12 protein-coding genes are annotated in these 13,045 nt (G+C 58.2%); 1 reads left to right on the top strand and 11 read right to left on the bottom strand.

Features of this window, described 5'->3' with window-relative positions:
- Positions 1–268: 268 nt before the first annotated feature.
- Positions 269–1,723, top strand: coding sequence for a DEAD/DEAH box helicase (locus AKJ29_RS13295; RefSeq protein ID WP_055191604.1), 1,455 nt, complete (start codon positions 269–271; stop codon positions 1,721–1,723).
- 66 nt (positions 1,724–1,789) lie between these two features.
- On the opposite strand, the gene AKJ29_RS13290 is transcribed toward AKJ29_RS13295, so the two are convergent.
- The 11 genes from AKJ29_RS13290 to nuoH all read right to left on the bottom strand — a co-directional run bounded on the left by AKJ29_RS13290 (position 1,790) and on the right by nuoH (position 13,035).
- The gene (locus tag AKJ29_RS13290) at positions 1,790–3,454 is read right to left on the bottom strand and encodes a ribonuclease J (RefSeq protein WP_055191602.1); all 1,665 of its coding nucleotides are present in this window, start codon (positions 3,452–3,454) and stop codon (positions 1,790–1,792) included.
- On the bottom strand, positions 3,451–4,230 hold the full coding sequence (locus AKJ29_RS13285; protein ID WP_055191600.1) for a type III pantothenate kinase: 780 nt from the start codon (positions 4,228–4,230) through the stop codon (positions 3,451–3,453). Before AKJ29_RS13285 ends, AKJ29_RS13290 begins: the two co-directional genes overlap by 4 nt.
- 12 nt (positions 4,231–4,242) lie before the next feature.
- The gene (locus tag AKJ29_RS13280; RefSeq protein ID WP_055191598.1) at positions 4,243–4,995 is read right to left on the bottom strand and encodes a biotin--[acetyl-CoA-carboxylase] ligase; all 753 of its coding nucleotides are present in this window, start codon (positions 4,993–4,995) and stop codon (positions 4,243–4,245) included.
- Complete coding sequence (nuoN, locus tag AKJ29_RS13275; protein WP_055191596.1) at positions 4,985–6,421, bottom strand: NADH-quinone oxidoreductase subunit NuoN; 1,437 nt, start codon at positions 6,419–6,421, stop codon at positions 4,985–4,987. Before nuoN ends, AKJ29_RS13280 begins: the two co-directional genes overlap by 11 nt.
- A 12-nt stretch (positions 6,422–6,433) precedes the next feature.
- Positions 6,434–7,978 (bottom strand): NADH-quinone oxidoreductase subunit M, encoded by a 1,545-nt coding sequence (locus AKJ29_RS13270; protein WP_055191594.1) that lies wholly within the window; start codon positions 7,976–7,978, stop codon positions 6,434–6,436.
- The gene (gene nuoL / locus AKJ29_RS13265; RefSeq protein ID WP_055191592.1) at positions 7,978–10,074 is read right to left on the bottom strand and encodes an NADH-quinone oxidoreductase subunit L; all 2,097 of its coding nucleotides are present in this window, start codon (positions 10,072–10,074) and stop codon (positions 7,978–7,980) included. Before nuoL ends, AKJ29_RS13270 begins: the two co-directional genes overlap by 1 nt.
- 4 nt (positions 10,075–10,078) lie before the next feature.
- A complete protein-coding gene (nuoK, locus tag AKJ29_RS13260; RefSeq protein ID WP_055191590.1) occupies positions 10,079–10,384 on the bottom strand; it encodes an NADH-quinone oxidoreductase subunit NuoK in 306 nt (101 codons plus the stop codon).
- Positions 10,385–10,468: 84 nt separating this feature from the next.
- Entirely contained in the window at positions 10,469–11,083 is a 615-nt protein-coding gene (locus tag AKJ29_RS13255; protein ID WP_055191589.1) for an NADH-quinone oxidoreductase subunit J, read from the bottom strand.
- A complete protein-coding gene (locus tag AKJ29_RS13250; protein ID WP_055191586.1) occupies positions 11,080–11,487 on the bottom strand; it encodes a carboxymuconolactone decarboxylase family protein in 408 nt (135 codons plus the stop codon). The genes AKJ29_RS13255 and AKJ29_RS13250 overlap by 4 nt, the downstream gene beginning before the upstream one ends.
- Before the next feature lie 15 nt (positions 11,488–11,502).
- A complete protein-coding gene (gene nuoI, locus AKJ29_RS13245) occupies positions 11,503–11,994 on the bottom strand; it encodes an NADH-quinone oxidoreductase subunit NuoI (protein ID WP_055191584.1) in 492 nt (163 codons plus the stop codon).
- 3 nt (positions 11,995–11,997) lie between these two features.
- Entirely contained in the window at positions 11,998–13,035 is a 1,038-nt protein-coding gene (nuoH, locus tag AKJ29_RS13240) for an NADH-quinone oxidoreductase subunit NuoH (protein ID WP_055191582.1), read from the bottom strand.
- Positions 13,036–13,045 lie beyond the last annotated feature (10 nt).

Genomic DNA, 13,045 nt, shown 5'->3' with positions numbered 1-13,045 from the left:
TCTCGAAACGCTTTAGCCTGCAGATCCTCGCCCGGGGCTATGCCCGGAACGACATGAAAGCGGCCATTTGGCTTAGAAATGTAGCAACAATCGCAAGATATTGCGGGAATCGTCCATATTTCTGGGGAACGCGTTGACCATGGACGGATTTTTCTTTACCCCTTCCTCATCCGAGAGGGCGCGCTGAAAAATACCAGACGCGTCACGGCCATCCGGGCCTCCTTTCCTAGATGCACGGGCCAGAAGTGTCCGTGAAATATGGACATATATGACCAAATTTTCTGATCTGAAACTCAGCCCCAAGGTTTTGAAAGCCATTGATGAAGCTGGGTATGAAACCCCGACCCCTATTCAGGCCGGCGCGATTCCCCCCGCTCTTGAAGGGCGCGATGTGCTGGGCATTGCCCAGACAGGCACCGGCAAAACCGCCTCGTTCACCCTGCCCATGATCACCGCCCTTGCGCGTGGCCGGGCGCGGGCGAGAATGCCCCGTTCGCTGGTGCTTTGCCCCACGCGAGAACTGGCAGCCCAGGTGGCGGAGAACTTTGACATTTACGCCAAGAACGTGAAGCTGACCAAGGCGCTCTTGATCGGCGGCGTCAGTTTCAAGGAACAAGATGCCCTGATCGACCGGGGTGTTGATGTGCTGATTGCCACGCCCGGCCGCCTGCTTGACCATTTCGAACGCGGCAAACTGCTGCTCACTGGCGTGCAGATCATGGTGGTGGACGAAGCCGACCGGATGCTCGACATGGGGTTCATCCCCGATATCGAACGCATCTTCGGCCTCACCCCATTCACCCGCCAGACCCTGTTCTTCTCGGCCACAATGGCGCCTGAAATTGAGCGGATCACCAATACGTTCCTGTCAAACCCCGAGCGGATCGAAGTGGCCCGCCAGGCCACCACATCGGAAACAATCACGCAGGAACTGTGCATGTTCAAGGCGACCCGGAAGGATCGCGCCGCCTCTCAGAAACGCACGTTGCTGCGGGCGCTGATCGACCGGGAAGGCGAAAGCTGCACCAATGCGATCATCTTCTGCAATCGCAAGACCGATGTGGATATCTGCGCGAAGTCGCTGAAGAAATACGGCTACAATGCCGCTCCGATCCATGGGGATCTGGAACAATCCAAACGGATGGAAGTTCTGGACGGGTTCCGCGCTGGCACATTGAATTTCCTCTGTGCCTCTGATGTGGCGGCACGCGGACTGGACATTCCGAATGTCAGCCATGTGTTCAATTACGACGTGCCGGGCCATGCTGAGGACTATGTCCACCGGATTGGGCGCACCGGACGCGCCGGGCGCAGCGGCAAGGCAATCATGATCTGCGAACCCCGTGACGAGAAGAACCTCGATGCGGTGGAACGTCTGATCGAAAAGGCAATTCCGCGGGTGGAGAGCCCGCTGCCGCCCGAGGAGCGCAAATCGCGCTCACGTAAGGCCACGGATGAGAAAACGGACAGCCCGTCGAAAAGCGAAAGCAAATCGTCAAAACCTTCGGCCAGCAGTTCAGCCCGCAGCAGCAAAGACAGCCCGGCCTCGACCGCCCCGTCGGCTCCTGCCCCCAAGCAAAGCGAGCGTTACCAGAGTGACAGCCGCAGCTCTTCGCGCGGACGCAGCAATTCCAGCCGACGTGACAATGGCAGGATCATGGGAATGGGGGATCACACCCCTGATTTCATCGCCAAGAGCTTTGATGAGCGGCGTGAAGGGTAAAACCCTCTGAATAAAACAAAAAAGGCGAGCCTGGTGGCTCGCCTTTTTTCGTTCTGATGTCGTGCCTTATCCTTCGAGGCGACTGACCACCACGGTAACCTCAGGCTTGCGGCCGATTTCATCATTGGTGGTTTTGCGGGCAATGCGTTTGAGCTCTTCACCCAGCTTGTCATCATCGCGCAGGGTCTTGTCCCCGGCCCGCATCAGGAACTGGCCAAGGTCTTCTTCCAGAACATCCACCAGTGGCGCGCGGGAATGGCCCTGCTCGGGCAGGCCCATGATCTCGACCCAGGGTTCCCCCAGCGGTTCATCATTCTCGACAATCACATTCACGATCACATGGCCATTCAGCGCAAGCCGGATCCGATCACGGACGACCCCGTCCAGCGCACCGATCAGGATGTCTCCATCCAGATAGATCCGATCTGCTTCGACATGTTCCACCACATGGGGCGCGTCGCCGGTCAGGTCACAAACGGCGCCATTCACGACAACCACGGCAGTACGCCCATTTTCCTGCGCCAGCTTGGCATGTTCGCGCAGATGACGGTGCTCGCCATGCATCGGGATCACCATCTGCGGGTCAAAAATCTCATGGGTGCGCAGCAGGTCCGGACGGTTGGCATGGCCCGAGACGTGATAGAGATCGCTTTCGGCGATCACGTCCACTGCCATTTCCGAAAAGGCGTTCATGATCCGACCCACGCCGCGTTCATTGCCCGGAATGGTCTTGGACGAGAACAGGAACATGTCCCCTTCCTTCAGCGACATGCCCAGATATTTGCCCCGTGAAAGCTGGGCCGAGGCCGCACGGCGCTCGCCCTGACTGCCAGTGACAATCAACATCAGGTTTTCACGCGGAATATCGCGGGCATCCTCGGCGGTCACGGTTTTCGGGAAATCGCCAAGCACACCGGTTTCGACCCCGGCCTGGATCATCCGGCGCATGGCACGACCAAGCAGGCAGACCGAGCGACCTGCGGCCTCCCCCGCTTCGGCCAGCTGTTTCACACGCGCGACATTTGAGGCGAAAGTCGTGGCCACAACCATATGCGGTGCATCTTTGACAAGGTCACGCAACGGCGCCCCGACCGAGGCTTCGGTCCGGCCTTCGTGGTGCGAAAACACATTGGTGGAGTCACACACAAGCGCCTTGACGCCGGGCTTTGCAACTTCGCGCCACAGCTCTTCGTCAAACGGATCCCCCAGCACCGGGGTCGGATCCAGTTTGAAATCCCCCGTATGCACGACACGACCAGCAGGCGTATCAATCACCAGGCCCGAGCTTTCCGGGATCGAGTGCGAAAGCGGCAGGAACGACACTTTGAACGGCCCTGCCTCGATCACCTGCGGATAGACACCCGCCGCAATCACCACCTCTGGCACCTGCCCCGCTTCTTCCAGCTTGCGCTGTGCGTGGTGACGGGTGAAGGGGCGGGCATGGATGGGCGCCTTGAGTTTTGAATAGAGCCGCCCAACCGCGCCTACATGGTCCTCATGGGCATGGGTGATGAAAATCGCATCCAGCCGGTCGGCATTGGCCTCAAGCCAGCTCACATCCGGCATGATCAGGTTCACCCCCGGTGTGCTGTCCATATCCGGGAAAGTCACCCCCAGATCGACGAGAATCAGACGTTCCTTGCCGGGTTTGCCATAGCCATAGACATAGGCATTCATGCCGATCTCGCCGGCGCCTCCGAGCGGGAGATAGATCAGACGATCACTGGTCATATATTGCCCTGTTCCTTGTTGTAATCATAGATTTTAACCAAACCGTGCAAGGTCAGGTCATGTTCGATAAAGTCGTAAAGCTCAGCCCCTTGGGCAAAGAGGGATGACAGCCCGCCGGTGCCGATCACCTTCATGGGTTTACCATATTCCACTTTCACCCGGCCAATCAGCCCCTGCACGAGCCCCACATAGCCCCAGAAGATCCCGGACTGAATGCAGCCAACCGTATTGGTGCCGATCACCTTGTCAGGCTGGGTTACATCCACATGGGGAAGTGCCGCCGCCCCCTGGTGCAGGGCCTCAAGTGACAGGTTCACCCCCGGCGCAATCACCCCGCCAATATAGGCCCCATCCTCGGCCACCACGTCAATATTGGTGGCGGTGCCAAAATCCACCACCATGCAGTTGCCACCATGACGGTCAAACGCAGCCACGGCATTTGCGAGCCGATCCGGGCCTGGCACCGCGCCTTCGTCCACCCGAGGCGGGATCGGAAGCAGGCAATCGGATTTGCCCACCACAAGCGGGCGACAACCGAAAAAACGGTCCGCAAAGACACGCAGATTCCACACAACCCGCGGCACGGTTGAGCTGATCACCACCCCGGTGATGTCCGGTTTGATGCCGTAATGGCTCATCAGCGTGGAAAACCAGGTGAAATAGGCATCCGCCGTGCGCGAATGATGGGTCGAGGTCCTGAGCGTGCACAGAAACTGTTCGCCGTCCCAAATCGAGAACACCGTATTCGTGTTGCCGGTATCAATGGCCAGAAGCATGTTCTGTCCCCCTCAAAAGAAAATCTCGGCTGCGGGGATCACCTCGCGCCCTGTCGCGGTAGATAGAACAAGGTTGCCCTCTCCGTCCACCGTGTCAAATCGCCCCTGATATTCATGCTGCATGGTGCGCGCGGTGATCACCTCACCCAATTTGGCCGCCCGCGCCAGCCAGGCTTCGCGGATCGGTTCAAAACCGTAGGTGCTGAACTGGGTTTCGTAATGGGCATAGGAGGGTGCCAGCAGATCCAAGAACGCCTCTGGATCAAGTTGAACACCGGTTTCCCCCGCAAGGCTGACCGGTGCAACGGCGCCGGGTTCGACCATCGCACTGCCCGGCGCGTCGATCAGGTTGACACCGATCCCGATGGCCAGATGAGCCTGCCCGGTGCCATAGCCACCGCTTTCCAGCAGGATCCCGGCCACCTTGCCGCCATTCAGCAGCACGTCATTGGGCCATTTGAGCGTCAACCCGGAGGTGCGCCCAGTGGCCTGTGCAAACGCATCATAAAGCGCAAGCGAGGCCACGAAACTGCGCAGCGCCACCAGATTGGGGGGCTCTTTTGGGCACATCACCAGCGTAGCGGCAAAATGCCCCTTTGGCGCCACCCAGACCCGCCCACGGCGGCCCCGGCCTTTGGTCTGTTCAAGTGCAAGGATCCATGTCGGACCAAGAAGACCCGGCGCAATGCGCCGGGCCTCTTCATTTGTGCTATCGACAGAGGTCAGAACCCGTCGACCAAAGCCATCGGGCCACTTATTTGACAAGAGCCGCCGCGGCAGCCTGTGCCGCCCCTTCGATGCCGAAGAAGTTCACAAAACCCACCAGCACGATCACAGCAGAGGCCATCAGGGCCGTCCAGGCGGCAGGCGACATATTCACTTCCACACCTTCGTTTTCATCGCCAAAATACATGAAGTAGACGATCCGCAGGTAATAGAAGGCACCAATAACAGAGGCGATCACCGCAGCCACGGCAAGCCAGGTCATGCCTGCATTCACCGCAGCAATCAGCACACCCAGCTTGGCAAAGAAGCCGAGCATCGGCGGCACACCTGCAAGGCTGAACATCAGGATCAGCATGGCCAGCGCCTTGGCTTTATCGACCGATGCGAACTGGTGCAGCGCCGCAATGTCAGTGACCGGCTGACCGTCCCGCTCCATCGACATGATGAAGGCGAAGGTGCCGACATTCATGGCCACGTAAACGGCCATATATTGCAGCATCATCTGCACCCCGTACTCGCTCCCCGAGGCCAGCCCCAGCAGGGCAAACCCCATATGAGCGATCGACGAATAGGCCATCAGGCGCTTGATATTGCGCTGCCCGATTGCGGCAAAGGCACCGAGGAACATGGAGAGCACGGCCAGAAGGGCAATGATCTGCTGCCAATCGCCAATCGCTGACCCGAACGCGTCGAACATCACGCGGGCAAACAGGCCCATGGCGGCGAATTTCGGTGCGGTTGCAAAGAAGGCGGTGACAGGTGTCGGCGCCCCTTCGTAAACATCCGGGGTCCACATATGGAACGGAACAGCCGAGACTTTGAACGCAAGGCCGGTTGCGATGAACACGAGGCCCACCAGCAGCCCAAGCCCCACCCGACCGTCATTGGCGGCGGTGATGATGCCCGCAAAATCAGTGGTGCCAGCATAGCCATAAGCCAGCGAGGAACCGTAAAGCAGCAGGCCCGACGACAGGGCGCCCAGCACGAAATACTTCATACCGGCTTCGGTCGATTTGGCGCTGTCACGGTTCAGCGAAGCCACGACATACAGGGCAAGCGATTGCAGTTCCAGCCCCATGTAAAGCGACATGAGGTTGCCGGCCGATACCATTATCATCATGCCGACGGTCGAGAGGGCAACCAGAATGGGGTATTCGAATTTCAGCAGTCCACGGCGCGACATGGTCGCTTCGCCCACCACCAAAACAGCCGCCGCGGCAAGCAGGATCGCAACTTTGCCAAACCGTGCATAGGCATCGTCAATGAACATGCCGTTGAAGGCCGAACTGGCCCCCTCACCGCCTGCAATGATCACCGCGAGGACAACCATGACGCCAGCGGTGACCCAGGTCAGCAGTTTGGCCATCGTATCTTTGCCGGTATAGACCGCGCCCAGAAGGGCGGCCATGGCATAGACCGACAGCAGGATCTCGGGAAGAACCGTTTGAATGTCGACAGAGCTCATAATCCGCCCCCTTTAGTGCGAGGTTGCCGCTTGCATCACCTCGGCCGTATCGACCGGGAGTGCAGCGTGGTAGTTGTTGAGAAGCGCCTCAACCGACGGTCCGATGATATCGGTCACCAGCGACGGATAGACACCCAGGATCAGGGTCATGGCAACCAGCGGGGCAAAGATCATCTTTTCCCGTTTGTCCATGTCGGTGATCGCCTTCAGGCTTTCCTTGATCAGGTCGCCAAAGACCACCCGACGGTAAAGATAAAGCGCATAAGCTGCCGAGAAGATCACACCGGAGGTTGCCACCAGGGCCACCCAGGTGTTGGCCTGGAACATACCCACCAGCGTCAGGAATTCACCCACGAAGCCCGAGGTGCCCGGAAGCCCGACATTGGCCATGGTGAAGAACATGAAGATCAGCGCATAGGACGGCATCCGGTTCACCAGCCCGCCGTAGGCGTTGATGTCACGGGTATGCATCCGGTCATAGATCACGCCGACACACAGGAAGAGTGCGCCCGAGATGAAGCCGTGGCTGATCATCTGGAAAATCGCCCCATCCACACCTTGCTGGTTCGCAGCAAAGATACCGGCAGTCACATACCCCATGTGGGCAACAGACGAATAGGCGATCAGCTTCTTCATATCCTCCTGCACCATCGCCACAAGCGAGGTGTAAACAATTGCGATAGCCGAAAGCCACAGGATGAAACTTGCCATCGTGTCTGCCCCGACCGGGAACATCGGCAATGAGAACCGTAGGAAGCCATAGCCACCCATTTTCAGAAGGATCGCCGCCAGAACCACCGAACCGGCGGTCGGCGCCTGCACGTGTGCGTCCGGCAACCAGGTATGCACCGGCCACATCGGCATTTTCACCGCGAAAGAGGCGAAGAAGGCCAGGAACAGCAGGGTCTGGATCCCGCCGACGATGTGAACCCCCATGAAGGTGATGGTCTCACTGTCAAACTTGTGACCGGCCAGCACCTCGAAATCCGTGCCCACTTCCAGCGCCATATAGACCATGGCAACCAGCATCAGGACCGAGCCGATGAAAGTGTAGAGGAAGAATTTGAACGCGGCATAGATCCGGTTCGCGCCCCCCCAGATACCAATGATCAGGAACATCGGGATCAGGCCTGCTTCGAAGAACAGGTAGAACAGAACCAGGTCCAGCGCCATAAATACGCCCAGCATCAGGGTTTCCAAAAGCAGGAAGGCAATCATGTATTCCTTCACACGCTTTTCGACACCCCAGCTGGCCCAGATGGTCAGCGGCATCATGAACGTGGTCAGCATGACAAACAGGACCGAAATCCCGTCGACACCCATCTTGTATTTCAGGCCCATGATCCAGTTTGCCTCTTCGACAAACTGATACCCCGTGTTCTCGGCATCAAACCCGGTCAGGACCAGAAGCGAGAACAGGAAGGTGGCAATGGTTGCTGCCAGCGCCAGCCATTTGGCATTGCGCGCAGCCGCCTTGTCATCTCCGCGCAGGAAGAGCGCAAGGATGACCGCCGCAACCAGCGGCAGGAAGGTAATGATGGAAAGCAGGTTATTCATTAGTGCGACCCACCGTTGATAAGCATAAGCGAAACCAGAGCAACGATGCCGAGGATCATCGCAAAGGCATAGGTGAAGACATAACCGGACTGGGCCCGGCCGGCCTGTTTGGTGACCCAGGGCACAAAGCCCATGGCCACACCGTTCAGGAAGCCGTCAATGGTATTCCCGTCACCGCGTTTCCATAGGAAACGACCGATGGCAAAGGCGGGCTTGACGAAAATCGCGTCGTAAAGCTCGTCGAAATACCATTTGTTCAGTAGGAATTGGTAAATCGCCGGGAAGGTATTGGCCAGGCGTTTCGGCAAGGACGGGTTCACGATATAGAACCAGAACGCAACCACAAACCCCAGAACCATGGCGATGAAGGGCGACACCTTGACCCAGGTCGGGACTTGGTGCGCCTCATCCATTACATGGTTGTCCGGAGCCATGAAGATCGCACCCACAGGTGCGCCGGGGGCCATGCCCGTCACCTCAAGATCATCGCCATGAGCCGCGTCCGCAGCCGGAGCATTGTCATCCGTCGCCGCAGCGCCCTGATCCCCCGCATCAGCGGTCTCATGGGCTTCGATGCCGAAGAACTGGTTGACCTTGTTATGATCGCCAAAGAACGACCCGTACCAGATCATCCCCGAGAAGATCGCGCCAAGGGCCAGAACCCCAAGCGGAACCAGCATCACTATCGGGCTTTCATGGGCATGATCATGGGTGTGCTTGTCGCCACGCGCCTTGCCATAGAAGGTCAGGAACATCAGGCGCCATGAATAAAAGCTGGTGAAGAGCGCGGCGATGACCAGCATCCAGAAGGCATAGCCCCCCTGGGTGCCTGCATAGGCGCTTTCAATCACGGCATCTTTCGACAGGAAGCCCGCAAAGCCGATGGTGGTCAGCGGAATGCCAACACCCGTGATGGCCAGCGTCCCGATCATCATAGCCCAGAACGTCATCGGCATCTTCTTACGAAGGTTGCCATAGTTGCGCATGTCCTGCTCGTGATGCATCCCGTGGATCACCGAACCGGCCCCAAGGAACAGCATGGCCTTGAAGAAGGCGTGGGTGAACAGGTGGAACATGGCAACCGAATAGACGCCAACACCTGCGGCCACGAACATGTAGCCCAGCTGGGAACAGGTCGAATAGGCAATCACGCGTTTGATGTCATTTTGCACAAGACCCACGGTCGCGGCGAAGAATGCAGTGGTGGCGCCCAGCACAACGATAAAGTCGGTGGCCGCCGGGGCGTATTCCATCAAAGGCGACATGCGGCAGACCAGGAACACACCCGCGGTCACCATGGTCGCGGCGTGGATCAGAGCCGACACCGGGGTCGGGCCTTCCATCGCATCCGGCAACCAGGTGTGCAGGATTAGCTGAGCCGATTTGCCCATTGCACCGACGAACAGCAGGAAGGCCAGCAGGTTGGCCGCGTTCCACTCGGTCCAGAGGAAATGGATCTGCGTTTCGGCCAGCTGGGGTGCCGCGGCAAACACATCGTCAAAACGGATGCTGTCCGTCAGGTAGAACAGTCCGAAGATCCCCAGAGCGAAGCCGAAATCCCCCACGCGGTTCACCACGAAAGCCTTGATGGCCGCAGCGTTTGCGGAGGGCTTTTTGTAGTAGAACCCGATCAGCAGGTAAGAGGCCACACCCACGCCTTCCCAGCCAAAGAACATCTGCAGCAGGTTGTCAGAGGTGACCAGCATCAGCATGGTGAAGGTAAAGAAGGACAGGTAGGCAAAGAAGCGCGGACGATAGCTGGCATCACCAAAGTGATCGTCATGCGCCATGTAGCCCATCGAATAGAGATGCACCAGCGACGACACCGAGGTGACGACGATCAGCATGATCGCGGTCAGACGATCCAGACGGATCGACCAGTCCACGCTAAGCGAACCCGACGACACCCAGTCCAGCAGATGAATGGTTTGAGTCTCAGACCCCAGCCCGAAGAAAATCGACCAGGACAGGGCCGCCGAAAGGAACAGAAGCGCGGTGGTCAGAACCTGCGCGCCCTTGTCCCCGATCACGCGATGGCCGAAGCCCGCAATCAGCGCGCCGATGAGCGGCGCAAAAAGAACGATCGTAGCTGCCATTGCCTCAGCCTTTCATCACGTTGACATCTTCCACGGCAATCGAGCCGCGGTTACGGAAGAAGCTGACGAGGATGGCCAGGCCAATTGCGGCCTCGGCCGCGGCAACCGTCAGCACGAAGAGGGTAAAGACCTGACCGGTCAGATCCCCCAGATAGCTGGAGAAGGCCACAAGGTTGATGTTCACCGCCAAAAGCATCAATTCGATGCTCATCAGCAGGATGATCACGTTCTTGCGGTTCAGGAACAGCCCGAAAATGCCGATGACGAACAAAGCCGCCGCGACGCCCAAATAATGCTCAAGTCCTACCATTATGTCCTGTTCCCTTCTTGGACCACGCAGATCGCGGCCCGCTTCTTTTCGTATGTTTCTGTCCGGATCATGATGTCAGCCCACTTACAACCCCTGGCCCGGTTTCACGTCGATGATTTCCATCGCCTTGGCCGGGTCGCGGTGCATCTGTGCCATCACGTTTTGGCGTTTCACATGGGGGCGGTGGCGCAGCGTCAGCACAATCGCTCCGATCATGGCGACCAGCAGGATCAGCCCCGCCAGTTGGAAGAGGAGGATGTAGTCGGTGTAAAGCACCAGACCCAGCGCCTCGGTGTTGTGGATCTCTGCAATCGCAGGGGTGATCGACTGGCGTGCAGCCTCAGCCCCGTCAGCGAAATGCCAGGTGCCGAAGATCGTGCCCAGTTCCATCAGCAAGATCACACCGATCAAAAGCGCCAAGGGCAGCGATTGGGCGATCTCGGCCTTCAACTCGGCGAAATCCACATCCAGCATCATTACCACGAAGAGGAACAGCACTGCGACGGCGCCCACATAGACGATCATCAGGAGCATCGCCACGAACTCGGCCCCCAGCAGAACAAACAGACCGGTTGCGCCCACAAAGGCGGTGATCAGCCAAAGGACCGAATGCACGGGGTTGCGTGCCATAACAGTGAAAAATCCACCCGTGACCGTGGTCAGGGCAAAGAGGTAAAAAGCGTAGTCGGCAACGCTCATGCGTCCCCCTCCTCGTTTTCGTCAAAGACAGCTTGCGCTTCTTCCAGCGCCCGGTTCATCGCCGGCAGGCCGCCCAACATGGACATTTGATAGATCACTTCCGCGATCTCTTTTTCGGATGCCCCCGCTTCAAGAGCGTGGCGCACGGTGATTTTGATCTGCGGGCCAGCTTGCGCCCCCGCGGCCACCAGACCGGCGAGTGCAACCAGCATCCGCGTCTTGGTGTCCAGACCATCTTTGTTGAAAGCATTGCCAAACATCAGGTCCATCATGTCTTTCGGCATGGTGGGCATCAGCTTATCAAGACCTTCGGGCACGAACTTCTCCAACGCCGGATTGAAGGCGCGCAGCATATGCGTGCCCTGCTCCAGCATCTCGGCGTATTTCTTGGAAAAGTCGTTCATGTTCTTTCTCACCCTTTAGCGATACGGCGCGTCCAGCTCGATATTGCGCGCGATCTCGGCTTCCCAACGTTCGCCGTTCTCCAGCAGTTTTTCCTTGTCGTAAAACAGCTCTTCGCGGGTTTCGGTGGCAAATTCGAAATTCGGCCCCTCAACAATTGCATCCACCGGGCAGGCTTCCTGGCAGAAACCGCAATAGATGCATTTGGTCATGTCGAGGTCATAGCGCGTGGTGCGGCGCGAGCCATCTTCGCGCGGTTCCGCGTCGATGGTGATCGCCTGCGCCGGGCAAATCGCTTCGCAGAGTTTACAGGCAATGCAACGCTCTTCCCCGTTGGGATAGCGGCGCAGCGCGTGTTCACCGCGGAAACGGGGCGACAGGGGTCCCTTCTCATGCGGATAGTTCAGCGTTGCCTTCGGTGCGAAGAAGTATTTCAGGCCAAGCTGAAACCCTTTCACAAAATCCGCCAGCAGGAAGTATTTTGTTGCGCGTGCGTAATCAAAAGCCATCTATCAGCCCCCCACTGCCCAGCGGGCATACGTGCCCCAGAATGCCCCGTATTGGGCGAAGAATGCGACCAGAACAACCCAGGCCAGCGACAGTGGCAGGAATACTTTCCAACCAATGCGCATCAGCTGGTCATAGCGGTAGCGCGGCGTGATGGCCTTCACCATCGAGAAGACGAAGAAGAAGAAGAAGATCTTGATCGCCAGCCAGAAGAACCCGTCCGGCAGTGCCTCAACCGGCGACAGCCAGCCACCGAAGAACAGGATCGAAATCAGCGTACACATCAGCACGATGGCTACATATTCACCGATCATGAACAGAAGGAACGGGGTCGAGGAATATTCCACCTGATAGCCAGCCACCAGCTCCGATTCCGCCTCTGGCAGGTCGAACGGCGGGCGGTTGGTTTCCGCGAGCGCCGAGATCAGGAACAGGAACACCATCGGGAAATGCGGCAGCCAGTACCAGCTGAAGAGGCCAGCACCGTCCTGCGCGCGCACGATGTCACCAAAGTTCATCGACCCGGTGGTGATGATCACACCGATAATGATCAGACCGATTGAGACTTCGTAAGAAATCATCTGTGCCGCCGAGCGCAGCGAGCCCAAGAACGGGTATTTCGAGTTCGACGCCCAGCCGCCCATGATCACGCCGTAAACCTCAAGCGAGGAGACCGCGAAGACAAACAGGATCGCCACATTCACATCCGCCAGCACCCAGCCGTCGTTGAACGGGATCACCGCCCAGGCCACCATGGCAAGCACAAAGCTCATCATCGGGGCAAGGAAGAAGACAAAACGGTCGGCCCCTGCGGGCACCACGATTTCCTTCAGCACATATTTCAGGAAGTCCGCAAAGGATTGCAGCACCCCGAAGGCACCCACCACGTTGGGACCTTTGCGCATTTGAACAGCTGCCCAGACCTTGCGGTCAAAATAGAGCAGAAAGGCCAGCGCCACCAGAAGTGGGACCACGATCAGCAAACCCTGACCAATGATCAAAAGCGCGATGCCCAGATTGGTTGTCGTGAAGAATTCATACATATCTCTTCAT

Source organism: Aliiroseovarius crassostreae (assembly GCF_001307765.1).
In the GTDB taxonomy this organism is placed as follows: Bacteria; Pseudomonadota; Alphaproteobacteria; order Rhodobacterales; family Rhodobacteraceae; genus Aliiroseovarius; species Aliiroseovarius crassostreae.
The sequence above is the reverse complement of the archived record's forward strand: the minus strand, read 5'-3'. Positions and strand labels throughout refer to the sequence as shown.

What these genes read in the sequence shown, in the direction of transcription:
- AKJ29_RS13295 (WP_055191604.1), top strand. Translation starts at nt 269, where the DNA reads ATGACCAAATTTTCTGATCTGAAACTCAGCCCCAAGGTTTTGAAAGCC.
- nuoH (WP_055191582.1), bottom strand. Translation starts at nt 13,035, where the DNA reads ATGTATGAATTCTTCACGACAACCAATCTGGGCATCGCGCTTTTGATC.
- AKJ29_RS13285 (WP_055191600.1), bottom strand. Translation starts at nt 4,230, where the DNA reads ATGCTTCTGGCCATTGATACCGGCAACACGAATACGGTGTTCTCGATT.
- AKJ29_RS13290 (WP_055191602.1), bottom strand. Translation starts at nt 3,454, where the DNA reads ATGACCAGTGATCGTCTGATCTATCTCCCGCTCGGAGGCGCCGGCGAG.
- nuoN (WP_055191596.1), bottom strand. Translation starts at nt 6,421, where the DNA reads ATGAGCTCTGTCGACATTCAAACGGTTCTTCCCGAGATCCTGCTGTCG.
- AKJ29_RS13250 (WP_055191586.1), bottom strand. Translation starts at nt 11,487, where the DNA reads ATGAACGACTTTTCCAAGAAATACGCCGAGATGCTGGAGCAGGGCACG.
- nuoI (WP_055191584.1), bottom strand. Translation starts at nt 11,994, where the DNA reads ATGGCTTTTGATTACGCACGCGCAACAAAATACTTCCTGCTGGCGGAT.
- AKJ29_RS13270 (WP_055191594.1), bottom strand. Translation starts at nt 7,978, where the DNA reads ATGAATAACCTGCTTTCCATCATTACCTTCCTGCCGCTGGTTGCGGCG.
- nuoK (WP_055191590.1), bottom strand. Translation starts at nt 10,384, where the DNA reads ATGGTAGGACTTGAGCATTATTTGGGCGTCGCGGCGGCTTTGTTCGTC.
- nuoL (WP_055191592.1), bottom strand. Translation starts at nt 10,074, where the DNA reads ATGGCAGCTACGATCGTTCTTTTTGCGCCGCTCATCGGCGCGCTGATT.
- AKJ29_RS13255 (WP_055191589.1), bottom strand. Translation starts at nt 11,083, where the DNA reads ATGAGCGTTGCCGACTACGCTTTTTACCTCTTTGCCCTGACCACGGTC.